Raw genomic sequence first — 24,439 nt, 5'->3', positions numbered from 1 at the left:
ATTAGGCAGAAACAATTGCCACAAATCCTTAAAAAGCAAAACCTGCAGCTATAATGATTCAACGGCTATTAAGTAAAAAAATAACATTAATTTAACCAAGTCGCAATCTATATAAATTAATTTACAACTTTTTAACCATAAATTAACTGTAGCTTTGCCTACTTATCTCAAAGACACGCATTTTCTGACAAATAAGTAAATCTGCGTCAGTTTAGTGTATTCAATTATGAGCGAAATTAACGAAACCACCAAGTTAGTTATTGCTAATCAGGAACTTGCTTTTCAAAATGAAGAAAAAGGACGCCGTGCAGCAGAGTTAAGTATTGCGACAGAAGAACTTGCTTTCCAGAACAGGGAGAAGAAAAACCGTGCTGCAGAATTAGTTATAGCAAATAAAGAACTTATCTTTCAAAACACCGAGAAGGAAAAGCGGGCGGCAGAACTGGTCATTGCAAATGAAGAACTTGCTTTCCAAAATACCGAGAAAGAAAATAGAGCGGCAGAACTCGTTATTGCAAATAAAGAACTTGCTTTTCAAAATACCGAGAAAGAAAATAGGGCGGCAGAATTAGTTATAGCAAATAAAGAACTTTTATTTCAAAATACGGAGAAAGAAAAACGGGCGGCAGAACTCATCATTGCTAACAAAGAACTTGTATTTCAAAACGAAGAAAAAGAAAACCGTGCAGCTGAATTAGTCACTGCAATTGAATACTTAAAAGTTGCGGAGAGAGAAATTGTAGAGTTAAATATTGGTTTGGAGCAGAAGATTAAAGAACGAACTGCTGAACTTGAAGCGGTTAACAAAGAATTAGAAGCTTTCTCTTATTCGGTATCTCATGATTTAAGGGCTCCGCTGCGGGCAATTAATGGCTTTACTCAAATTCTGTTAGAAGATTTTGCCAATCAGATGGATCCTGAGGCCCAATCATTTTTAAATGAGATTCTAGGAAATTCCAAGATCATGGGGCAACTCATAGACAATTTATTAGAATTCTCCCGGATTGGCAAACAGCAACTCACCTTATTCAAGGTCAATACAAAAGAACTTATAGAAACAATTGTGACTGATTTACAACAATTGGACCCCCATAGAAAAGTACAAGTTACGATAAATGAACTCGAATCTATTAAAGCAGACAAGAACATGCTTAAACAGGTTTTTATCAATTTAATTTCGAACGCTTTTAAGTATACCAGCAAGAAAAGCGAGGCTAAAATTGAGATAGGTTCTTACCTGGAAGGTAACCGATGTATCTATTACATTAAAGATAATGGGGCCGGTTTCGACATGAAATATTATGACAAATTATTTGGTGTTTTTCAACGGCTGCATAGCAGTAACGAATTTGAAGGCACCGGCGTAGGACTCGCGATAATTAACAGGATTATAATAAAGCATAACGGACAGGTTTGGGCCAAAGCTAAAGTCAATGAAGGGGCCAGCTTTTTCGTTTCCCTACCAATTCAATAAAACAGACAAATAATTACCATCACTATGTTAGATCAGGATATCCAGATTCTGCTTGTTGAAGACAACAAGTCAGACGCCATGCTTACGATCAGGGCACTAAAAAAACATAACCTTGCCAATAATCTTATCCACTTAATTGATGGAGCACAAGCATTGGATTTCATCTTTGGCAGGGGTGAATTTTTAGGAAGAGATATTGGAAACAAACCAAAAGTTATCTTCCTTGATATAAAAATGCCAAAGTTAAGCGGTCTGGAAGTTTTGAAAGCGATTAAAGCAGACGAGCGAACAAAGACTATCCCGATAGTGATGATGACCTCTTCGAAAGAGGAAGTTGACATTGTTGCAAGTTATGAGCTTGGTGCAAATAGCTATGTCGTAAAACCTGTTGGTTTTGAGAATTTTTCTAAAACGATTGTGGAATTGGGGTTTTATTGGCAGGTAATCAACAACCAGCCAAAAGATTAGTGTTATAAGCGATTAGGAGCGGCGTATATGGGGAAACTATTAAGAATTTTACACCTGGAAGATTTAAGCAGCGATGCGGAATTAGTTAACAGGGCCCTTAAAAAAGGAAATCTTAAATTTGTTAGTTTAGTGGTTGATAATAAAGCCAAATTCAGTAAAGCATTAAGAGAATTTTCGCCGGATGTTATACTTTCTGATCATTCTTTGCCTTCATTTAATTCGAATGAAGCACTTGTGATATTTAAAAAAACCAATCTAAAAATCCCTTTTATACTGATTACAGCAACGATGTCGGAGGATTTTGCGGTTGATGTTATTAAAAGAGGTGCAGATGATTATATATTAAAAGACAGATTAGAAAGACTGCCTACTGCGTTGACTAATGCTATGGATAAATACAGGCTTGTTAGAAATTATCAAAAAAAATTAGATGAAATCTTCAAGAACGAGAAACATTTCCGTGCATTGATAGAAAACAGCAGTGATGCAAAAACATTGATTAGTAAGCGTGGGGAATGGATTTATCAAAGTCCGGCGGTAGAACGGTTAACCGGATTCCCTTTTAAGGACTTAAAAGGTACGCTGATATTCGACATCATCCATCCCGATGATCTGGTTTATTACCGTGACTTTTTTAAAGAGGAGAATCAACTTCCGGGAGTCCCGATTCCTTACCAATTGCGGCTCTTGCATCGCAATGGTTATTATATTTCAACGGAAGGAATGATTACTAATTTACTGCACGATGAAAGTGTAAAAGCGTACATTTTGAACTTCAGGGATTGTACAGAACGCAAGCTTGCAGAAACAGAGCGCTCAACAATGGTAGATGATATTTTGCAGCGCAATAAAGAGCTAGAACAATTTTCTTATATCGTGTCTCATAACTTACGCGCACCTGTAGCAAATATAATTGGCCTTGCAAAGGAGTTAAATGATCATCAGCTCTCGTTAAGTGAAATAAAAGTGGTTAAACAATATTTATTGCAATCCGCGAAACAACTTGACAATGTGATTTTAGACCTAAATAACGTTCTTAGGGTAAAACAGGAACTTAACGAACACAAAGAAAAGGTAACCTTATCAACTATATTAGAGGAGATCAAATCAAGTATCTCACAAATCATCCGGGATGAAAATGTTGATTTCGTAATTGACTTTTCTGAAGGTGATGAATTATTTACCATAAAGAGCTATTTACATAGTATTTTTTATAACCTCATCACCAACAGCATCAAGTATCGCAAGGTAGCTGAAACCCCAATTATTGAAATTAAAAGCCTACTGAATGGTGATAAGTTAACGATCTATTATAAAGACAATGGACTTGGCATTGACCTGAAGAAATATGGCGACCAGCTGTTTGGTTTATATAAAAAATTCCATCATCATGTGGAAGGAAAAGGGATGGGTTTATTTATGGTAAAAACTCAACTCGAAACCCTTAGTGCTGATATTTCCGTTAAAAGCCAGGTTGACCAGGGAACTGAGTTTACCATTGAGTTTGATTGCAGTAAGTAGCCAAGCAACATCAGCTTTACCTGACAGACACCGTAAAGAACTATCATGAATTTGTAAATCCCGGAACGAATTCCGGGATCAAACAGCTCTTACAAACTCCTATTTTTTTTTAAGGATTAGTCGACCAGATAGAGGCCTCCTTAACGAACACCCTTCGGTTTAATTTTAATTGTAATACAATCATTTCTGCAAAATCTTCCGCCTGCATCACACGGTCAGGATTACCATCCGTTAACTTTAAGTCTTTAGCCATATCGGTGGCTATCGTACTTGGTGTTAAAGTGGTTACCCTGATATTTTGTTTACGCACTTCCTGCATCAAAGATTCAGACATCCCGATCAGGGCAAATTTTGAAGCACTGTATGCACTGGTTACGGCGTTACCGCTTTTACCAGCTGTAGAAGAGATGTTCACAATATCCCCTGTTTTACGTTTCAGCATATCCGGTAAAACCGCACGGGTAACATAATAAGGACCAAAGAGATTCACTTTCACAATCTGCTCCCAACGTTCAGGCTCCAGTTCCATGAAAGAGCCAAAGCTGCTGATTCCAGCATTATTGATCAATATATCAATAGGACCCAATCCAGCTTTAACTTTTGCCACAGCAGCATTTACGGCATCTATGTCAGCAACATCAGCGGTAGCCACAACAGTTTTTACATCATAAGCTTTCAACTCATCTGCTACCAGCTCTAAATCGGCAGCTGTTCTGGCTACCAAACCTACATTTACACCCTCCTGGGCCAATGCAATGGCCAATGCACGTCCTATGCCTTTACCTGCACCAGTAATCAGTGCATTTTTTCCTTGTAATGATTCCATTGTAAATTGTTTTATGCAAATTAAGGAAAAGATCATGTTTAAACTAATCAACCACTTAAAGAACGCTTACTGTATCCTTAAAATAAACTAAAAGTACGCTAAAGAATACGAGCCTCCTGACAAGGGCTTGCGCCGGACCTGCTCCGGAAATCCGTTACTTAACCGGACGCAGGTCCCTGTGAGTGTCGCTATTTCAAGCCATTGTTTATAGATCCCTTAATGATCTGTGATTGAAACTTAAGGTTAGGGTTCACGATCATAAATATTACTTATGATCGCTTTGTCATCCATAAAAAATATCACACGAACAGAAAAAGGCCGTCCTTTTCGGGACGGCCTTCTTTATTTATAGCTTAAAATTCCTGCTTAATGGTTAAGACTGGAATTTTTTACCGTTTACTTTACGTTCGTTTTCTGTTAAATAGATTTTACGTAAACGCATGCTCAGCGGTGTAATTTCGATGTACTCATCAGCCTGGATGTATTCCATAGCCTCCTCTAAAGAGAATTTAATAGCTGGTGCAATACGTGCATTATCATCCGTACCTGATGCACGCATGTTTGTCAAGGCTTTACCTTTAGTGATGTTAACGACTAAGTCATTATCACGGATGTGTTCGCCCACGATCTGACCTTCGTAAATATCAACTCCCGGATCAACGAAGAAACGTCCACGATCTTGTAATTTATCGATAGAATAAGCAGTTGTAGAACCTTTATCCATAGATATCAATACACCACTTGATCTTCCTGGGATTGGGCCTTTCCAAGGCTCATAATCTTTGAAACGGTGAGCCATGATGGCTTCACCAGCAGTAGCTGTTAAAACGTTATTTCTTAAGCCAATGATACCACGGGAAGGAATTACAAATTCCAGGTGTTGTAGATCACCTTTTGGCTCCATCACCAATAATTCACCTTTACGTTGCGTTACCAGTTCAATTACTTTACCAGCAACTTCACCCGGTACATCAACGATCAATGTTTCAATAGGCTCACATTTTTCACCGTCAATTACTTTAACGATAACCTGAGGCTGACCTACCTGAATTTCATATCCTTCGCGACGCATCGTCTCGATCAATACTGATAAATGCAGAATACCCCTTCCGTATACCAGGTAAGCATCAGGAGATTCAGTCTCAACCACTTTAAGGGCAAGATTTTTCTCCATCTCCTTGTATAAACGTTCTCTAAGGCGCTGAGAGGTAACAAATTTACCCTCTTTACCGAAGAAAGGAGAGTTATTAATAGTGAACAACATGTTCATGGTAGGCTCATCAATAGAGATTACCGGAAGTTGCTCTGGAGCATCAAAATCAGCAATGGTATCACCAATTTCAAATCCATCAATACCTACTACGGCACAGATATCACCTGATTTTACTTCCTGGGTACGGATTTTTCCTAAACCCTCGAACACATATAATTCTTTTACTCTTGATTTCACTACTTTACCATCACGTTTAATCAACGATACTGGCTGGTTTTCTTTGATTGAACCACGGTGAACACGACCTACAGCAATACGACCTACGAAAGAAGAATAATCTAAAGAGGTGATTTGCATTTGCAGCGCACCTTCGTTTTCTGGTGCAGCAGGGATATGCTCAATCACAGCATCCAATAATGCGAAGAAATCGGTAGTTGGTTTTTTATAGTCGGTGCTCATCCATCCATTTTTAGATGAACCATAGATCACAGGGAAATCCAACTGATCTTCTGTAGCCTCTAAGTTAAAGAACAATTCAAAGATTTGCTCATAAACTTCTTCCGGACGGCAATTTTCTTTATCTACTTTATTTACAACAACAATAGGTTTTAAACCAAGTGCCAGTGCTTTTTGAGTAACAAAACGAGTTTGTGGCATTGCACCTTCAAATGCATCGCAAAGCAACAAAACACCATCAGCCATTTTTAACACACGCTCAACTTCACCACCAAAATCGGCGTGACCAGGTGTATCAATGATATTGATTTTATAGTCCTTGTATTTAACGGAAACGTTTTTTGATACGATGGTAATCCCTCGTTCACGCTCAAGATCATTATTATCAAGTATTAAGTCGCCTGCTTGTTCGTTATCACGGAAAATTGAACATGCGTGAAGGATCTTATCAACCGTAGTAGTTTTACCGTGGTCAACGTGTGCTATGATAGCTATATTTCTTATTTTTTGCATATAATGCGTTGTAAATTTTTCGCAAAGATATCGTTTTTTTTTGATATATCAGTCTAATCCCTACCTGATTGTAGGAAAAATAGCATCTATTGCATTGACGATATTTAAATTGTACCTTACATGGGGTATATCCAAACTTTTGTACACCTAACTTGTTAATTTGATAATGGGAAAAAAGGCAATATTACTTGGTGCAAGTGGTTTGATTGGCAACAGCTTGCTTCAACAACTATTGCTGAGCAGTCATTATGACGAAGTATTAGTCGTACTACGAAAAACGCTAAATATCCAGCATCCCAAACTGCATCAATTGCAGGTAGATTTCGACCAGCTAAGTCAGTATTCCCATGAAATTCAAGGTGATGTGGTGTTTTGCTGTCTGGGTACGACTAAAAAAAAGACCCCTGATAAAGCACAGTACAAAAAGATTGACCACCAGTATCCTATAGATGCAGCCTGGATCGCTCACACCAATGGCGCGACTCAATACCACCTGGTTTCTGCGCTTGGCGCCAATAGCAATTCCAGCATATTTTATTCCAAGCTGAAAGGCGATGTAGAGAAAGACCTTAAAACCATTCCCTTTAAAGCCATTCATATCTACCGCCCCTCTTTGCTGGATGGTTTTAGAATTGAAAACCGGACAGGCGAAAGATGGATGATCGGCATCATGCGCATCATTAACCCGATTTTAATTGGCCCACTAAGGAAATACAGGAGTATTAAAATAGAAACTGTGGCCCGGGCCATGCTCATGAAATCACTGGAAGATCAAAGAGGGATTTTCATTCATCCTTCGGATGCGATTGAAAGGATCGTTAAAGCCGGCCCTTAATTGCCAAAGGGAATGCCCAGCTCAGGAACGCCGGAAAAGCCTGTGCCCAAGTTTGCACGTCATGCTTACCGCCAACAGCTTCGTAATAAAAAATTTCTTCAGGCCGCTTGAAACCTTTATTTTCCAATTCCTTAATCAGGTCAATGGTATCGTCAATAGAGTCAATGATGTGATTTTTGTTTCTGTCGGCAGTCTCGTCCTTGGTTCCCGTCATCAGCCAAAACTTCAACTCAGGCTTTACCTCGCTGCTGCGGACCATTTCATGGGTAATCCGATCCAGTTCCTCAATATATCCATCATTAAGATCCTTGCTCCGCCACCAAAAGGCGCCAGAAAATACACCCGCAAGGTCAAAAAATTCGGGATGGTTATACGCAATATCAAAGGCCGACAAGCCACCTAAAGAGAACCCTGCAAAAGCAGTTTTCCCATCTATTCTCCTGTTAAGCTGCGTGTGTAGAAAGGGTATGAGTTCATCTGTAATAAACAGGGTGTATGCAGTGGCCATTGCCCCCCTTTGCTTGAAATCAGGAACCCCCGCTACGCCATATTCCTGGCTACGGTTAGCGGAAGCTTTGATGGCAACCACTAATACTGCATCGATCTTTCTGGATGCATATTGCTCAGCAAGCAAGGCTTCCATATTCATGGCAGCAGCATCCTGTCCGTCGTTAAGCAACAATAAGTGAAGTGTTTCATTACCCAAAAGTTGTTCGGGGATATACATTTCGAGTTCTACAGTCCTGTTCAAATTGGAGGACTCCAGTTGATGTATCGTCTTTTTTATTACGGATGTAAACATATCAATTGCAATTTACGCGATTTAATTTAAAATGGATTTTAAATTTGTTTATAATCTTGTTCTTGCTTACCTTTTAAGAAGTTTATTTTATAGATCAATGCAAGAGGAATATCTAAAGTGGCATAGTCCGAATTTGAGTAAAGATATGGAGATGCTCACCTTTGGTTTCGGCGGCCATCCTTTGGTGTTATTTCCCACAAGCCAGGGGCGCTATTACGAAAACAAAGACTTTAAGCTGATCGAATCCGTACAGCACTATGTAGAAGCAGGGAAAATAAAAATATATTGTCCCGACAGCATTGACGCCCTAAGCTGGTATAACAAAGACATCCATCCGGAAGCACGCGTTAAAAACCATATTTGGTATGATAAACTCCTGCAGGAAGAAATCGTACCCAGGGCATTATTGGAAACGGGCTACGATAAGGTCATTGTTGCCGGTTGTAGCTTTGGCGGCTACCATGCTGCAAATTTCGCTTTTCGTCATCCTGAAATGGTCAGCCATTTATTTAGTATGAGCGGGGCTTTTGACATGCGCGGACAGCTGGACGGGTTCTATAACGAGGATGTTTATTTCAATAATCCCATAGATTTTTTGCCTGATGATCAAAATCAAGAACTTTGGAACTTAAAAATTGTTTTGGGCATAGCGGAAAGAGATATCTGCAGGCCGGACAATGAAAACCTGAGTAAAATTCTTCATCAAAAAGGCATCAACCACTGGCTGGACATCCGGCCAGATACCGATCATGACTGGAGGGTATGGCGAGTTATGTTCCCTGATTATCTCACACAACTATAAAGTTTAAAAAATATATAAGTACAAACTATACGATTATTGACTCCGTATTTGTTTGATGATAGAATCATAACTTAAAGAAAATCTAAAAATGAAGAAAATCGGAATTTTATTCGGACAGGAAAGGTCTTTCCCCGAAGCTTTTGTAAATCGTGTCAATGAAACCGCACCTGATGATATCCGCGCTGAATTTGTCCAAATTGACAAAATATTCCAGGCAGAAACACTAGGTTACACAGTCATCATTGACCGCATTTCGCAAGGAGCGCCATTTTATCGGGCCGCCCTTAAAAACGCAGCTATTACAGGCACTGCCGTTATTAATAATCCATTCTGGTGGAGTGCAGACGAGAAGTTTTTCAACAATGCGCTTGCTGTAAAATTAGGGATTCCTGTGCCCAAAACAGCATTAATTCCTTCTTATGAACGCCCGAATGACACTACGGAAGATAGCTTCAGTAACCTGGCCTTTCCTTTAGACTGGGAAGCGATCTTTGAATACACTGGTTTCCCTGCTTACATGAAACCTTTTGATGGTGGCGGATGGAAAGAAGTTTATAAATTACATAACAAAGAGGATTTCTTCGACAAGCACAGCAAAACGAAGCAAGCGGTCATGATGTTACAGGAAGAAATCGTTTTCGATCAATATTTCCGTTGTTACTGTATAGGTGGCAAACATGTTCGCATCATGCAGTACGAACCCCGTAATCCATTTCATTTAAGGTATTCAGTAGATCATCCTTCTTCGGATGAAACATTGATGCAAACCATGCATGATTATGTCATTACCTTAAACCAATACCTGGGTTACGATTTCAACACGGTAGAGTTTGCCGTGAGGGACGGTATACCTTATGCCATTGACTTCTGCAACCCTGCACCAGATGCCGAAGTGAGCAGCGTGGGCCAGGAGAATTTTGATTGGGTGGTCAATACCGCTGCGGCCTACGCTATTGAAAGGGCTCAAAATCATGTAGAAGGACAGGACAACCTCACCTGGGGAGAGTATGTAAAAACTTCTGCTGAGGGAAGGCCACTAACGTATAACAAGGAATCGCAGCCAGGTGTTGGGGCTTCAAAACCAGTAAAAACAGCAAAAGCGGCAAAAGCAAAGGTGACAGCAAAAGGCACATCCGATAATAAAGAAAAACCTGCGCCAAAAGTAAAAAAGGAATCAGCAGCAAAAAAGACCAAAGAAAAATTATAGATCACGTTCAACATGAATGACTTTACGCTCGGAATAGAAGAAGAATACATGGTCATAGACCCTGTTACACGTGAGCTTACCTCTCACGACCAAAAGATAGTGGATGCTGCTCAAAAAATCCATAAAGACCAGGTAAAAGCAGAAATGCACCAGGCCGTTGTAGAAGTAGGTACCGGCATCTGTAAAAATACCGACCAGGCAAGGGCGGAAATTTCACAACTCCGGCAAACGGTTGCTCAACTGGCAGGGGAACAAGGTTTAAGGATCGGTGCTTCGGGTACTCATCCGTTTTCACATTGGGAGAAACAGCTGATTACCGAACACCCCCGCTACAGTGAAATAGTGAACGAATTGCAGGAAGCTGCACGTTCTAACCTGATCTTTGGCCTCCATGTGCATGTCGGCTTCCAATCGCGTGAACTTGCCATCCACATTGCTAACCAGGTGCGTTATTTTCTACCGCATGTTTTTGCGCTTTCGACCAATTCTCCCTTTTGGGAAGGAAGAAATACCGGCTACAAATCCTTCAGAACCAAGATCTTCGACAAGTTCCCGCGCACCGGAATTCCGGACATTTTTAACAGCATTGAAGATTATGACAATTATGTGAAATTGCTCATTAAGACCAATTGTATCGACAATGCCAAGAAGATCTGGTGGGATATCAGGGTCCATCCATTCTTTGAAACCATTGAGTTCAGAATCTGCGACTGCCCTATGCTGGTGGACGAAACGATGGCTTTTACGGCACTTTTCCAAGCGCTATGCGCTAAATTATATAAGCTGAGGTTGCAGAATTTGAACTTCATCAGCTATTCCCGCGCACTCATCAATGAAAACAAATGGCGTGCCGCCAGGTATGGAATTGACGGAAACCTGATAGATTTTGGAAAAGAAATTGAAGTAAATTGTCGTAATTTGGTGTTGGAACTCCTTGATTTCATTGACGATGTGGTTGATGAGCTGGGTTCGAGAAATGAAATTAATTACATCACCAAAATTTTAGCAGGAGGTACCGGAGCCGACCGGCAGCTTGCTGTATATGAACAAACGGGCAGTTATGAAGCGGTGGTCGATTACATCACCTCGCAGACCTTAACTGGATTATAATAATAATTATGACAGAGGAACGAAAGATTAAGATTGCCGTAATCGACATGAACGACGGGGCCCCTAACCAGGGGATGGGGGGAATACTGTCTATATTGGACCAGTATCAGGAGGAAATGGGATTGCATCTTTCGACCGATATATTTGATTTAAGACAAAAAAATGAGCTGCCAGACACGGGATATGATGTTTATATTTCCTCTGGCGGCCCTGGAAGCCCTTTTGATGGCGTAGGTCAACAATGGGAAATGAATTTCTTTAAATTACTGGATGACATTGATACTTATAACCAGTCTGGCGCCGGTCCGAAGAAATATGTGTTCCTGATCTGCCATTCTTTTCAGATGGCTTGCAGGAAATATGGCCTGGGAACCGTCAGCCGGAGAAAATCGCCTGCTTTTGGAATTTTTCCCATCAGTATGACGGCGGAGGGTATCCAGGACCCTGTTTTTAAAGGCTTACCAAATCCTTTTTATGCGGTAGACAGCAGGGATTGGCAAGTGATTTACGGGGAAGAGAATGATTTTGAGGACCATATTGCGGAGGTGGCGGCCATTGAAAAATACCGTCCGCATGTAGATCGTGAGCGTTGCATCATGTCAATTCGCTTTTCTAAAGAGGTGATGGGGACACAATTCCATCCGGAGGCAGATCCGCTTGGCATGAAAACCTACTTACTAAAGGAAGACAGGAAAGCGTCCATCATTGAAGATCATGGTGAAGAGAAATACCTGGATATGCTTAACAGTCTTGATGACCCTGAACGGATATCACTGACTAAAAAACTTATCCTCCCAAACTTTTTAAATGAAGCTATTCAACAACAGATAGAAGCATAAACGATGATTCCAAGCTATAGAAAGAAGTTTAACCGTGATTTCACTCCTAAAAAATATGAATCTCTGTTGAAACAGGTAACGGATGGCCTCCCTCCTGTTTCCTTTCGTATAGCGGAAACGCCCATCTTTATTCCTGCAGCTTTAAAAGAACAACTCATCGCCGCAGGTGAAGAGATCATTAAGCTGATCAGGCAGCCGGATTTTAAAGCATTAACTCAACATGCTATTCCACCCGAGTGGAATGTGCCTGCAGAAAATGACCATCCACATTTCCTGACCTTTGATTTTGCAGTATGTAAGGATGAAGCTGGTGAGCTTGTCCCTAAATTAATAGAGCTACAAGGCTTTCCTTCGCTCTACGGTTTTCAACCTCACCTCGCTAAAGTGTTCCAGCAGGTTTATGAACTGGATAAGATTGCTGAATTTAGTCCTTACTTTAATGACCTTGATAAGTGGTCCTATATTGATCTTTTGAAAAAGGTCATCCTGGGGAACCATGAGCCCCATGAAGTTGCATTAATGGACGTTGATGCGCCAAATCAGAAAACTTTCATCGACTTTCACATTACCCAGCAGGTGCTTGGTTTTAAAATATTAAGCCTCACGGACATCTTTAAAGAAGGCAGGCAGCTTTTTTACATGGAAAATGGACAGAAAGTTAGACTTAAGCGGATTTACAACCGCTTGATCTTCGATGAAATCCAGGGTAAGACGGAAATGTTTGACCAGAGTTTTGACCCACGCGAGCCACTGGATATAGAATGGGCCACACATCCAAACTGGTTCTACCGCATCAGTAAATATACCATGCCCTTTTTGAAAAATACCTTTGTCCCGGAAACGCGTTTCCTGAATGAAGTCGATGAAATACCTGAAGACCTCGACAATTATGTGCTTAAACCCTTGTTTTCTTTTGCCGGTCAGGGTGTGCTGATTGACGTTACTGCTGCAGCTATTGAAAATATTAATGACCCTGAAAATTGGATCCTGCAACGCAAAGTAAAATATGAACCTGTAGTACAGGCGCTTGATGGTGGTGTAAAGGTGGAGATCCGCATGATGTATTTATGGCCGGATGGTGAAGAACCGCAGCTTTGTATGAACCTTGCCAGACTGAGCCGGGGGAAGATGATCGGTGTACGATATAATCAAGATTTCGATTGGGTGGGTGGAACAGTGGGATTGATTGATAGCTAAATTTACAATTTTAAGACTTCATCAAACAGATTCTTTCTTATTTTTGATTTATGGATATTCAAACCATATTAGTCATCCTCCTTTTTCTAGCGGCTATATTTTATATAGGCCGTAGCATCTACCGTTCGGGTTCGGAAAAAGGTGGCAGCTGCGGATCGTGTGGCAGCAATAAATGTAAGGTGGATTTTTCTAAAATTGATTCTCCAAAAGGTAATTTGTAAGCGTTAACGATGTTAGACAAATTTAGAGCCTACCTAGAAAAAAGCCTTCCTATTACTGATGAGCAGTTTGAGCTCATTTCCAAAGACCTTAAAGTTAAAACTTTCGAAAAGAATGAACAGATTTTAAACCAGGGTGAAATTTGCAGCAAAACCTATTTTGTGGTAGAAGGCTTATTGCGCAGTTATTCTATCGACAACAAGGGCAAGGTTCACATTATTCAGTTTGCCCCTGAACTGTGGTGGCTGTCTGAAAGAAATGGCTTCTTGTTCAATGAAGCTGCTGATTTCAATATCGATGCCGTGGAAGCCACAACAGCCATCATCATTCCCAAAGACTATTTCACAGATTCCAGCCCAATTCTTCCGGGATTGCAGGAACTTAACCACACCATGCTTAACAACTTCATCCGTTTCATGCAAAGACGGATCAATATGCTGTTAAGTGCCACTGCTGAAGAAAGGTACCTCGACTTCATCAAACTTTATCCCAATCTTACCCTAAGGGTTCCACAATGGATGATTGCTTCTTATTTAGGAATTACACCTGAATCCCTGAGCCGCGTACGGAAAGACCTGGCACACAAACATTTTCGTCCGTAATAATTTCTTATCCTACATCAATGTGCGGTTAATCTCTTGGCCGTACATTTGTGCTATAATATTAAACAATCTAAAAATAAAAAATTATGGCAACTACTAAATGGGTATTAGATCCTGTACACAGCGAATTAGAATTCAAAGTAAAACACTTAATGATCACTACCGTAACCGGAAAGTTTAACGAGTTTACGGCTGAACTGGAAACAGAAACAGAAGATTTTAGTGATACAAAGGTTACTTTTGAAGCACAGATCTCCTCTATCGACACGCACAATACAGACAGGGACAACCACCTGAAAAGCGGAGATTTCTTTGATGCAGAAAAATATCCAACTTTGAAATTTGAGTCTGCTTCATTAACCAAAGAAGGTAACGACTATGTTTTAAATGGTGACTTAACGATAAAAGACGTTACCAAACCGGCTAAATTAAAAGTGGAATTCGGTGGTATTGCTACAGATCCATGGGGTAATGTTAAAGCTGGGTTTAACCTTGAAGGAAAAATTAACAGAACAGAATACGGACTAACCTGGAATGCTGCCTTAGAAACTGGTGGTGTAATGGTTAGTGAAGATGTACGTATTTTAGGTGATTTGCAATTTATCAAACAAGCTTAAAAATCAACATCCATTCTTAAAAGAAAGGAAATCATATAAATGAGCAAAATCGTAAAACCAGTAGCAGCCATTTTAGACGCTCCTGCCCCCCATATGGTAGGTGACGCATTTAGGGTACATAATTTCTTCCCTAATGGGTACAAGCTTAAAATGAGCCCTTTCTTTATGCTGGATTACAATGCTAAAATTAATTTCTCTGCGAGGAACCAGCCAAGGGGTGTCGGCGTACATCCCCACCGCGGTTTTGAAACAGTGACCATTGTGTATCATGGGGCAATAGCACATGAGGACAGCGCTGGAAACAGTGGGGTAATTTATCCCGGTGATGTGCAATGGATGACGGCTGCCAGTGGTATTCTGCATAAAGAATACCACGAGCAATCGTATAGTCAAACCGGTGGTGATTTTCAACTGGTGCAGTTATGGGTTAACCTTCCTGCCAAGTTTAAAATGACCAAACCTAAATACCAGGGTATAAGGCATGCGGAGATCAATAAATTTGAAATTACCGATGGCAGCTTTGTTGAAGTTATTGCTGGGAATTACAATGGTGTTGAGGGCGCGGCCAGTACTTATAGTGCAATGGAAGTTTATAATGTTAAACTTAAGGCGGGTAAGCACTTGAATTTTGACTTCCCAAGCGATTACAATACTGGCATGCTGGTCGTTGAGGGCAAAATAAAAGTCAATGGCATGGAGTCGGCAGCAGCTGATCAGTTTGTTCATTTTAAAAATGAGGGTACTGACATCTCGCTGGAGGCTTTGGAAGACAGCACCGTGTTGCTCTTGAGCGGTGAACCTATACTGGAACCGATTGCGGCCTATGGTCCTTTCTTAATGAACAAACCTGAAGAAATTCAGCAAGCCTTAGCAGATTATAACCATGGTAGATTTGGCTACCTTGAAGAGTAAGTTAAGGCTTATTACTTCTCCTTGCACTATCTGTTCCCATCGTGTCTTTCAGGATAGAACTTTCTTTACTATGTATCGGTGTGTCTTGGTCAATACCTGTACCTGTGGAACCACCCGCAGGGTTTGTATGCACTGAAGTGTCAACAACTGCGGAATCTGTTCTTCCTTCTTCTCCTTTATCCCCAAAAGTACATGCAGCGATAAACAATACGGATAAAGCGCAAAAAGTAATCAATTTCATAGGATGTTTCATAATTAAGGGCTTTACCTATAAACGGCTTTGTACCCTTAATTGTTTTTCTATGTTTTTAATCAGCCAAGCGATATTTACGAGTCCCTAATGCTGGGAAGTTGATTTCTCCTGCATGCGGGTAAAGCTGATTTCTGAATATTGGTTAAACGGATTTTTCAATTAAACAGACCGCATAAGCCACCACACCTTCTTCTCTACCGATAAAACCCATTTGCTCATTGGTTGTCGCTTTAATGGAAATGTCATCCTCGGAGATGTTGATAGCCTGGGCAATGTTTTTCTGCATTTGAGGGATATAAGGATTAATTTTCGGCGCCTCCAGGCATAATGATGCGTCGATGTTACCTATGGAATAGCCTTTATCGGCAAGGAGTTTCACAGTTTCCTGTAACAGGATCATGCTGCTGATTCCTTTCCACCTTGGATCCGTATTCTGAAAATGAAAGCCGATATCTCTCATGTTAGCTGCACCTAATAAAGCATCGCAAATGGCATGAAGCAAAACATCTGCATCAGAATGTCCAAATGCCCCACGATGATGCTCCAGGTTCACACCGCCAACAATAAAGGGATGGTTATCTTTTAATTGGTGAACATCAAATCCGAATCCTACTTTTATTTTCATCAGTATATAGTTTGTTATTTAAAGGTAATGAAGCAATCATCATGATGACTTCATTGAAATGCCCTAAGTTACGTTTTAAAGGCTATTAAAGGATCATTTTATTTGTTTATGGCCTTGAAATTAAGCAGCAGCGTGAATCTTAAGGAATTGGCAAAAGGGCTCTTGTCCGGACTAGCCATCAGGTAGGCTACATCAACACCCAGGACATCGTATTTGAAACCGGCACCGATGGTAAAATGCCTGCTGTTATATCCGCCTCTTACAGCAAACTGCTGTTTATATAAATACTCAACACCTGTTGCTATGCTTATTTCATTCATTTCTCCTTTAAAGCCTCCCGGAGCATCGATAAAGGAATTTAAAATCCCTCGTGGCACTGAGGTGTCATTGGCAGCATTTAAAGAGTCGGCTACACTGGGAACAAGTAATTTATTAAGATCGAATAGAACACTAAGTTCAGTATCCTTCCCAAATAAGAAAGTAGTGGCGGCACCAATTTTCAGGTTGGCCGGAAGAAAATAAGGGATCGTGCCATCCGTGTAGGACAGTTTTGTTCCGATGTTGGAAACATAAGCTCCCGCAGCAATGACAGCCGCTGAGCCAAGGATAATAGTCTCCTGCCTATAATAAGCGGAGATATCTGCAGCTAGAGCTGTCCCAGCTTTAATAAGGTCGCCTGAAATGTATTGACCGGCACCAATATCGGAACGGATATACCTTAGGGAGGTTGCCAGGGAAAATGATTCACCATACTTTCTGGCCAATGAAACATCAATAGCAAACTCGTTGGGACGATGTATGCCCAGATCTTGCTGGTAAACATCCGTCAATCGTACTTCGCCAAGCGAAAAGTACCTGATGGAAGCACCCAGCGTATTTCTTTCACTTAACTTGTAAAAGCTGCTGACATAGCCAAGATTAATATCAGACACCAGGGCTTTTAACCATGGATTATAGGATAGTGAAAAACCGTAAGTTTGGTCTGCAAATGCAAGTTTGGAGGGATTATTACTGAGGGAGTTTGCATCCGAACCGAGGGCCACGCCGGCTTCACCCATGGAACTTGTCCGGGAATCGGGGGAATGCAGTAAAAAAGGAACTGCGGAAACCTGGGCTTTTACACCGGAATGAAGAGCTGATAAGAAAATTAAACCTGCAATAATAGAGAGAAAGCGCTGCCAATACATTTGTTATTTGGTTAGGCACTTAATTTAGCAGAACCCTGTTCTAATAACAAAAAATAATAAGCCTTAAGGTTATAAAATGATTAGTTAAGAGAATTGCAGTAGTACCGCATTTTTTTCTACTTTGTCGCCCTGATGAACAGCAATCATTTTTACCGTACCTGCAGTTGTGGATTTAATGATATTCTCCATTTTCATGGCTTCCAGCACTAACAAGTTGTCGCCTTTTTTGACTTCCTGACCCACTGACACCAATACATTTAAGACTAAGCCAGGCATTGGTGCTTTAATCTCTTGTACTTTACTAGCCTGTAGCTTATCCAGGCCCAATTGCTTGAGTAATTGATCATATTGATCTTCCACCGTAACCATATACAGTCGGCCATTTACCTTGAATTCTATAGCTTTTTCTTCCTGATGATGAGCAATCAGCTCCACATTGTAGGATTTCTGCTGATATAGCACGTGAGAATGCCCATTGCTCAAGGAAACTGCATCAAATTCAACAGTTTCATCATTGACCTTCAACAGGTTTTTATCGAGTTCTATTTTAAATTGATGCTGATCATTTACTTTTACCTGGTACATATATGATGGGTTTGACTTACCTGTTTAAGTAATTTACTTCAAAACATGCAGCTAGGGCTGCCGTTTCTGTTCTTAACCGGGTATTTCCCAGTGTGAGTGGCTGGTAACCTTTTGCCAGGGCCATTGCAATCTCATTTGCACTAAAATCGCCCTCCGGGCCAATTAAAATCAGGTAACGTTCATGGGGAACAATGATTTCGCTGATCGACTTCCGGGGCTCGCCTTCTATGCAGTGTGCCAGCAATTTAACCTCATCACGTTCAGCTTTAAGAAAATCAGTGAAACTAATCGCCGGATTGAGTACAGGATGGTAAGCTTGCAAGCTTTGTTTTACCGCTGATGTAACCACTTTAAACAACCGCTCTTCCTTTACGATCTTACGCTCTGACCTTTCGCAGATCAGCGGCGTAAATTCATCAATCCCTATCTCCGTTGCTTTTTCCAGAAACCATTCCAGGCGGTCGATGTTTTTGGTGGGCGCAACGGCAATGTGTAAATGATGGTTACGCTTTTGATATTCTTGTTGTGCCTGAATCACCTGAAGTGTGACGTTCTTCTTTCCGGCATTCGTAATTTCAGCTTCATAAAAGCCTCCCCTGCCATCAACAAGAAAAACACGGTCGCCGGGAACCAAGCGCAGCACCTTATTACAGTGCCTGCTTTCTTCTTCATTTAATGAATACTCCCTGGTTTCAATATCTGGTGTATAAAAGACGTGCATAACAGGTAGAATCAGTGATTATCAATAGCGTCTTCCTTTGCAATCACCAGTTCAAGTTTAATGGTTTCGATGTTCTGCTCAGTTTTCTTTAGAATGGTGAAAAGATAGCCGTAGCATTCCTCACTATCACCAACCTCAGGAATTTTCCCAAAAGCCTGGGACACTAAGCCACCCACCGTATCAAAGTCCTGATTTTCTGGCAGGTCATGTGGCAGATGCTCATTCACATCATATACTGTAGCGTAGGCATTAATGATAAATTCATTTTCGGAGATTTTTTCTACAATGGGTTTTTCCTCATCGTATTCATCCTGAATTTCACCAACAATCTCTTCTACAATATCCTCTAAAGTAACCATACCCGCTGTTCCGCCGAACTCATCAATCACGATAGCGATCTGAATACGCTTCTGCTGTAATTCACTAAGCAGGTCGTTAATCTTCTTCGTTTCGGGAACAAAGTAAGGTTTACGGATGATGTCATTTATAGTCCAATCTTTCTTACTGGCTAAAAGAGGAAGCACATCCTTGGCATGGATGATACCTATAATTTTATCAATGATATCATCATAAACAGGAAAGCGTGAATAGCCTTCAGAAATAATCTTCTGAATCACTTCTTCACCAGAAGTTTCCAGTTCAACACCAGAAATTTTGGTACGCGGCACCATGATATTCTTGACTACACGTTCATTAAAATCGAATACATTTTTAATGAGTTCATGTTCATTGGTATCCAATGCACCGCTTTCTTTCCCCTGATCCAAAAGATAATACAATTCTTCTGTACTGTGCAGCGCTTCGTGGCCACTCACACTGCCGATGCCGACAAGTTTTAGCAGCACATTGGCAAAGCCATTCAATGCCCAGATAAATGGCTTAAACACCACATAAAATATCTGTAAAGGCAAGGCAATAAACAATGTTGTTGCCACAGGGCGCTGTATAGCAATTGATTTTGGAGCAAGTTCACCAAATACAATGTGCATCACGGTAATAAAAGCAAAAGCAATAATTGGTGATGCAGTACTAGAGAACGATGCAACAAACTCAGGGCTTGACCCTAAAGATGTCAATAAGTTATGTAAAAGGTGCTCCATTACAGACTCTCCAACCCAGCCTAATCCAAGTGACGCCAAAGTAATACCTAGCTGGGTTGCAGCAAGGTATCCATCCAAGTGCTGGGTAATAAACTTTGCAATATTTGCAACTCTACTACCGGATTTAGCTTGAATTTCTATTTGTGATGCCCTGACTTTTACAATTGCAAACTCTGCTGCAACGAAAAAACCATTTAGTACCACCAAGAAAAAGGTCAAAAATATCTGAAAGCCCATTAAACGTTTTCTCTAAATAACTGATCGTAAAGTGCTATACTTTCCTCTATCACTTTATGTGCGTATGTAACTCCCATTAAATTTTCAATGGTTACATTCTTATTTTCCAAAGCCTTATAATCCTGGAAAAATCTTACGATTTCTTTCATCGTATGTGGTGGAAGTTCAGAAATGTCATTGATATAGTTGACAGACTGGTCATTTTTAGCAACCGCAATGATTTTATCATCCTGCTCGCCATTGTCAACCATGTGCATCACACCAATAACCTTTGCCTCAACAATGGATAATGGGTATACATCAACTGAACATAGAACCAGGATATCAAGAGGGTCATTATCATCGCAAAAAGTTTGCGGAATAAATCCATAATTAGCCGGGTACATAACCGAAGAGAATAACACACGATCCAACTTAATCAAATTTGAATCTTTGTCTATTTCATACTTCGCTTTTGATCCCTTAGGGATTTCAATAATTGCATTTACAAATTCAGGCAAGGTGCTTCCAGGAGAAACACTGTGCCACGGGTGATGATCGTCTTTATTCATTTTTATGATTCGTTGTCTTTTGTTTGGTCTTTCTTACCAGTAACCACTTTCCTTTTTACAAATGCGAAGATGAGCGGAATCGTGGTTATGACGATAAAACCAGTTATAATATAAAATAGATAGTCGTTAATTTCTTTTTCAAATCTTATGCCTAAAAAATAACCCAGCAAAGTTAAGGATGTGATCCATAATATTCCCCCTGCTATGTTATAAAATGCAAACTTCCTGAAGTCTAACTTCACCACCCCGGCAAAAATGGGTGCAAAAGTTCTTACAATAGGTACAAATCTACCCATAATCAATGCAAATGCGCCCTGTTTATTGTAATATTCTTCGGCTGCCTTTAAATATTTTTTCTTAAAAAAGAAGCTATCTTTCCGCTGATAGAGAACAGGGCCTGTTTTACGGCCAAACCAATAGCCAACAAAGTTTCCGGCAATGGCCGCAAAAGTTAACCCAAGGACTAATACAGAAATATTGACGTCCAGTTTTCCTGTGGCCACAAACATACCAGCCAGAAAAAGAAGATAATCACCAGGTAGGAAGAAGCCGAAAAATAGGCCGGTTTCGGCAAATATGACAAAAACAACGACATAGAAGCCTCCTTCTCTTAGTAATTTTTCAGGATCAATAAGGTGTAGTAATGAATTCCAGAATTCGTGCATAACTCAATTATCCCTAAAACTACAAATAAATATCAAGATTGGCGCTTATATCAAGTTTAAAATGACAGAAGGATACACCCCTAAAACGATCGTAATAATTATGGAAAGCACCATGACTACCTGATATCCTACTGGAACCTGGAGCGATATTTCAGGCCCTTCCTTGAAATACATAGCAACAATTACCCTGAAATAATAGTAAAAACCTACGAGTGCATTCAATATGGCAAAAGCCACCAGGTAAACATGGTAGTCTTCCATCACATTAAGGAACATTAGGTATTTCCCCATAAATCCTGCTGTTAATGGAATGCCAGCCAGGGAAAGCATGGCTATAGTAAGTGCAAGGGCTGTAAATGGATTCTTTTTTGAGAGCCCATTATAACTATCATAATTATCACCGCCGGTTTTCTGTTTCACTAAAATAAGTACCGCAAAAGCGGCTATAGTGGCAAAAGTGTAAGCGGTTGCATAAACCAGGGCATTATTTGATGAATTGCCTGTCAGGGTGATCAGCGCAAATAATAGATACCCTACATGAGAGATACTGGAATAAGCCAGCATTCTTTTAAAGTTCTTTTGAAATAATGCAGTAACGTTTCCAATGACTAAGGTAAGGCAGGTTAGCACAAATAAGGGTGCCATCCAGAAATCATGCAAAGGAGCAAAAGTGTCTGCAAACAAGCGCAGCAGCGCTGCAAAACCTGCGACTTTAACCACGGTTGACATGAAAGTGGTGATCAGACTCGGGGAACCTTCATAAACATCAGGAATCCAGAAATGGAAAGGTGCCACCCCAACTTTAAAGCACAACCCTACCAACAGCAAGATCACACCAGGATAAACAAGTGGCGAAATTGTCTGGTAATTGCCCACCAGGTAACTATGGATACCATCCAGATCAAAAGAACCGGTAGCACCATAAATTAAAGTAATCCCAAATAATAGGAAGCCTGTAGAAAAGGCGCCCATTAAAAAGTACTTTAAAGAGGCCTCATTGGAAGCGAAATTATGCTTACGGATACCGGCTAGAATGTATAAACTAACTGACATGATCTCAACGCCAATAAATAACATGGACATGTTTTTATAGGAAACCATGATAATCACACCAACGAGGGCAAAAAGCAGCAGTGTAATGTATTCCGCTATATTTTCGCTGGTAATACTGAAATAATTTTGGGTAAGCAACAGGATAAATATTGTACCAAGGATAGTTAAGCCAGAGAATGCCAAAGCAAAGTTATCCATCTCCATCATCCCATAATGAACCAAGTTCGTATTCCAGGATGTTACCACGAAAACTAAAGAAGTAAGCAGGCCAATAAGCGAAATAGGTAATAATGCTTTTTTAGCCTTAAACAAACCTGCATAAAGCACCACTAAAGCTGTAACCGCAATTGTTATAATGATATTCATTTCCTTAGTTTACCGATGTTAATTTTAGATTTACCTGTTCTATTAATTGTTGTACTGCAGCTTCAGATAAGTGAAGGATCGGTTTCGGGTAAACACCGATAACCAGAACTAATGCACAAATAATATATAATACTATTTTCTCCGAACCTTTAATGTCGGTGAAAGTTGCCGTAAGCGGGTTTGTTGGGCCGAGCATGATGTTTTGATACATCCGCAACATATAGACAGCACTGAAAATGACTGTTAAACCAGCAAAGACCGCTGCCCATAAATGATACTGATAAATGCCGACTAATAGTAGAAACTCGCCAATAAAACCATTGGTTCCTGGTAAAGCAATTGTTCCAAACACAATGATGAGGAAAGTGATGGCCAGTTGAGGCGCCACTTTCGCCAATCCGCCGAGCTCTGCAATGGTATTGGTTTTTAACCTGCTTGAAATGATGTCAAGCACAAAGAACAGACCGACAACGTTAATACCGTGGCTCAGCATCTGAATCATGGCACCTTGCAGGCCTTGGGTATTCAAAGCAAAAATACCAGCAGATATTAATCCTACGTGGGCAATGGATGAATAAGCTACCAATCTTTTGGCATTCTTTTGTGTAAAGGCAATCAGCGAAGCGTAAACCACCCCGATGATAGATAATACAATTGCGGTGCTGCCCCAATCCTGCACACCGGTTGGCACAATCGGCAATAGCCACCTGATTACACCATAAATACCCATTTTCAACATAATGCCCGCCAGCAACATTGTTCCCGGAGCAGGCGCTTCTGTATAAGTATCAGGTTGCCAGGTATGGAATGGGAATACTGGCATTTTAATAGCAAAAGCGATGAAGAAAGCCCAAAAGATCCATCCCTGATGGAAGGCATCAAGCTCAAGGCTATAAAAAGCCTGTATATCGAAATTATTTAACGGGTTCTGTAGGTATAGGTAAATAATACCAAGCAACATAAATAACGAACCTGCAATGGTATACACAAAGAACTTCATGTTAACCTTGATCCGGTCTTTACCTCCCCAAACGGCACAGATAAAGTATATTGGAATTAAGGCAGCTTCCCAGCCAATATAAAACAGGAAGGCATCCAAAGCAGTAAACACCACCAATAAGCCAGCCTGCATAAATAACACCAGGGCATAGAAGGCATGCGCTCTCTTATAATCATGCTGGAAACTTGCCAGGGTAATAATAGGTATTAAAACGTTCGTCAGCAATATGGTAATCAAACTAATACCGTCAATGCCGGCATGAAAACTAATTCCTAGATCTTGTATCCAGGGATAGTTAACCAGAAACTGTGTACTGGCATCAGGTTTGAAATTACTAACGATAAAAAAAGTTAAGACCAGCGTTACTAGCGCTGAAATTAAGGCTACATATTTAGCTGCCTTTCCGGTAAATGCCGTAACCAGCGCACCAGCCAGAGGTAAAGCGATAAGAAGAATTAAAAGTTGTTCCATTATGTTTGGTTG

General features: G+C 40.4%; 26 protein-coding genes. 13 read left to right on the top strand and 13 right to left on the bottom strand.

Annotation, left to right across the window (positions count from 1 at the left end; genetic code table 11):
- Window positions 1-226 precede the first annotated feature (226 nt).
- From WG905_RS03175 to WG905_RS03165, 3 genes are read left to right on the top strand one after another with little or no spacing between them, the layout of a single operon-like run.
- Window positions 227-1,474 carry a sensor histidine kinase gene (locus WG905_RS03175; RefSeq protein ID WP_339590250.1) on the top strand — a complete coding sequence of 416 codons (1,248 nt, stop codon included), beginning with the start codon at window positions 227-229 and terminating at the stop codon, window positions 1,472-1,474.
- Between the two features lie 24 nt (window positions 1,475-1,498).
- Window positions 1,499-1,942 carry a response regulator gene (locus WG905_RS03170; RefSeq protein WP_339590249.1) on the top strand — a complete coding sequence of 148 codons (444 nt, stop codon included), beginning with the start codon at window positions 1,499-1,501 and terminating at the stop codon, window positions 1,940-1,942.
- Between the two features lie 27 nt (window positions 1,943-1,969).
- Window positions 1,970-3,463 (top strand): PAS domain S-box protein, encoded by a 1,494-nt coding sequence (locus tag WG905_RS03165; RefSeq protein WP_339590248.1) that lies wholly within the window; start codon window positions 1,970-1,972, stop codon window positions 3,461-3,463.
- A 109-nt stretch (window positions 3,464-3,572) separates the two neighbouring features.
- Here the strand turns inward: WG905_RS03165 and WG905_RS03160 are convergent, their stop codons facing one another.
- Together WG905_RS03160 and typA are read right to left on the bottom strand one after the other, a co-directional pair.
- Window positions 3,573-4,289 (bottom strand): 3-ketoacyl-ACP reductase, encoded by a 717-nt coding sequence (locus tag WG905_RS03160; protein ID WP_339590247.1) that lies wholly within the window; start codon window positions 4,287-4,289, stop codon window positions 3,573-3,575.
- Between the two features lie 373 nt (window positions 4,290-4,662).
- A complete protein-coding gene (gene typA / locus WG905_RS03155) occupies window positions 4,663-6,471 on the bottom strand; it encodes a translational GTPase TypA (RefSeq protein WP_339590246.1) in 1,809 nt (602 codons plus the stop codon).
- 166 nt (window positions 6,472-6,637) lie between these two features.
- Here typA and WG905_RS03150 point away from each other — a divergent pair, with 166 nt between their 5' ends.
- Window positions 6,638-7,306, top strand: a complete 669-nt coding sequence (locus WG905_RS03150) for an NAD(P)H-binding protein (RefSeq protein ID WP_339590245.1) — start codon at window positions 6,638-6,640, stop codon at window positions 7,304-7,306.
- Here the strand turns inward: WG905_RS03150 and WG905_RS03145 are convergent.
- Window positions 7,290-8,108 (bottom strand): alpha/beta hydrolase, encoded by an 819-nt coding sequence (locus WG905_RS03145; protein WP_339590244.1) that lies wholly within the window; start codon window positions 8,106-8,108, stop codon window positions 7,290-7,292. The genes WG905_RS03150 and WG905_RS03145 overlap by 17 nt on opposite strands.
- 97 nt (window positions 8,109-8,205) lie before the next feature.
- Here WG905_RS03145 and WG905_RS03140 point away from each other — a divergent pair, with 97 nt between their 5' ends.
- The 9 genes from WG905_RS03140 to WG905_RS03100 all read left to right on the top strand — a co-directional run bounded on the left by WG905_RS03140 (window position 8,206) and on the right by WG905_RS03100 (window position 15,613).
- A complete protein-coding gene (locus tag WG905_RS03140) occupies window positions 8,206-8,910 on the top strand; it encodes an esterase family protein (protein WP_339590243.1) in 705 nt (234 codons plus the stop codon).
- Window positions 8,911-8,998: 88 nt separating this feature from the next.
- Window positions 8,999-10,117 (top strand): ATP-grasp domain-containing protein, encoded by a 1,119-nt coding sequence (locus WG905_RS03135; RefSeq protein ID WP_339590242.1) that lies wholly within the window; start codon window positions 8,999-9,001, stop codon window positions 10,115-10,117.
- A 12-nt stretch (window positions 10,118-10,129) separates the two neighbouring features.
- Window positions 10,130-11,227, top strand: coding sequence for a carboxylate-amine ligase (locus WG905_RS03130; protein ID WP_339590241.1), 1,098 nt, complete (start codon window positions 10,130-10,132; stop codon window positions 11,225-11,227).
- Between the two features lie 8 nt (window positions 11,228-11,235).
- Entirely contained in the window at window positions 11,236-12,066 is an 831-nt protein-coding gene (locus tag WG905_RS03125) for a type 1 glutamine amidotransferase (RefSeq protein WP_339590240.1), read from the top strand.
- A gap of 3 nt (window positions 12,067-12,069) precedes the next feature.
- On the top strand, window positions 12,070-13,263 hold the full coding sequence (locus WG905_RS03120; RefSeq protein ID WP_339590239.1) for a hypothetical protein: 1,194 nt from the start codon (window positions 12,070-12,072) through the stop codon (window positions 13,261-13,263).
- Window positions 13,264-13,313: 50 nt separating this feature from the next.
- The gene (locus WG905_RS03115; RefSeq protein ID WP_339590238.1) at window positions 13,314-13,484 is read left to right on the top strand and encodes a FeoB-associated Cys-rich membrane protein; all 171 of its coding nucleotides are present in this window, start codon (window positions 13,314-13,316) and stop codon (window positions 13,482-13,484) included.
- A gap of 9 nt (window positions 13,485-13,493) precedes the next feature.
- Complete coding sequence (locus WG905_RS03110; RefSeq protein WP_339590237.1) at window positions 13,494-14,084, top strand: Crp/Fnr family transcriptional regulator; 591 nt, start codon at window positions 13,494-13,496, stop codon at window positions 14,082-14,084.
- An 86-nt stretch (window positions 14,085-14,170) separates the two neighbouring features.
- On the top strand, window positions 14,171-14,701 hold the full coding sequence (locus WG905_RS03105) for a YceI family protein (protein WP_339590236.1): 531 nt from the start codon (window positions 14,171-14,173) through the stop codon (window positions 14,699-14,701).
- A 39-nt stretch (window positions 14,702-14,740) separates the two neighbouring features.
- Entirely contained in the window at window positions 14,741-15,613 is an 873-nt protein-coding gene (locus WG905_RS03100) for a pirin family protein (RefSeq protein ID WP_339590235.1), read from the top strand.
- A 1-nt stretch (window position 15,614) separates the two neighbouring features.
- On the opposite strand, the gene WG905_RS03095 is transcribed toward WG905_RS03100, so the two are convergent.
- The 10 genes from WG905_RS03095 to WG905_RS03050 form a co-directional block, all read right to left on the bottom strand.
- The gene (locus WG905_RS03095) at window positions 15,615-15,866 is read right to left on the bottom strand and encodes a hypothetical protein (protein ID WP_339590234.1); all 252 of its coding nucleotides are present in this window, start codon (window positions 15,864-15,866) and stop codon (window positions 15,615-15,617) included.
- A 142-nt stretch (window positions 15,867-16,008) separates the two neighbouring features.
- Window positions 16,009-16,491, bottom strand: coding sequence for a 2-C-methyl-D-erythritol 2,4-cyclodiphosphate synthase (gene ispF, locus WG905_RS03090; RefSeq protein WP_339590233.1), 483 nt, complete (start codon window positions 16,489-16,491; stop codon window positions 16,009-16,011).
- A gap of 98 nt (window positions 16,492-16,589) precedes the next feature.
- Window positions 16,590-17,678, bottom strand: coding sequence for a type IX secretion system outer membrane channel protein PorV (gene porV / locus WG905_RS03085; RefSeq protein WP_339590232.1), 1,089 nt, complete (start codon window positions 17,676-17,678; stop codon window positions 16,590-16,592).
- An 84-nt stretch (window positions 17,679-17,762) separates the two neighbouring features.
- Window positions 17,763-18,263: a biotin/lipoyl-containing protein gene (locus WG905_RS03080; protein ID WP_339590231.1), complete on the bottom strand. Its 501-nt coding sequence runs from the start codon at window positions 18,261-18,263 to the stop codon at window positions 17,763-17,765.
- Window positions 18,264-18,279: 16 nt separating this feature from the next.
- Window positions 18,280-18,984: a 16S rRNA (uracil(1498)-N(3))-methyltransferase gene (locus WG905_RS03075; protein WP_339590230.1), complete on the bottom strand. Its 705-nt coding sequence runs from the start codon at window positions 18,982-18,984 to the stop codon at window positions 18,280-18,282.
- An 11-nt stretch (window positions 18,985-18,995) separates the two neighbouring features.
- On the bottom strand, window positions 18,996-20,321 hold the full coding sequence (locus WG905_RS03070; RefSeq protein ID WP_339590229.1) for a hemolysin family protein: 1,326 nt from the start codon (window positions 20,319-20,321) through the stop codon (window positions 18,996-18,998).
- Window positions 20,321-20,872, bottom strand: a complete 552-nt coding sequence (locus WG905_RS03065; protein WP_339590228.1) for an inorganic diphosphatase — start codon at window positions 20,870-20,872, stop codon at window positions 20,321-20,323. The genes WG905_RS03070 and WG905_RS03065 overlap by 1 nt, the downstream gene beginning before the upstream one ends.
- A 2-nt stretch (window positions 20,873-20,874) precedes the next feature.
- Window positions 20,875-21,537 (bottom strand): DedA family protein, encoded by a 663-nt coding sequence (locus WG905_RS03060; protein WP_339590227.1) that lies wholly within the window; start codon window positions 21,535-21,537, stop codon window positions 20,875-20,877.
- Window positions 21,538-21,582: 45 nt separating this feature from the next.
- The gene (locus WG905_RS03055; RefSeq protein WP_339590226.1) at window positions 21,583-22,956 is read right to left on the bottom strand and encodes an NADH-quinone oxidoreductase subunit N; all 1,374 of its coding nucleotides are present in this window, start codon (window positions 22,954-22,956) and stop codon (window positions 21,583-21,585) included.
- A 4-nt stretch (window positions 22,957-22,960) separates the two neighbouring features.
- Window positions 22,961-24,427, bottom strand: a complete 1,467-nt coding sequence (locus WG905_RS03050) for a complex I subunit 4 family protein (protein ID WP_339590225.1) — start codon at window positions 24,425-24,427, stop codon at window positions 22,961-22,963.
- Between the last annotated feature and the right edge of the window lie 12 nt (window positions 24,428-24,439).

Origin of the sequence: Pedobacter immunditicola (genome assembly GCF_037482985.1) — a bacterium.
Classification (GTDB): domain Bacteria; phylum Bacteroidota; class Bacteroidia; order Sphingobacteriales; family Sphingobacteriaceae; genus Pedobacter; species Pedobacter immunditicola.
The sequence above is the reverse complement of the archived record's forward strand: the minus strand, read 5'-3'. Positions and strand labels throughout refer to the sequence as shown.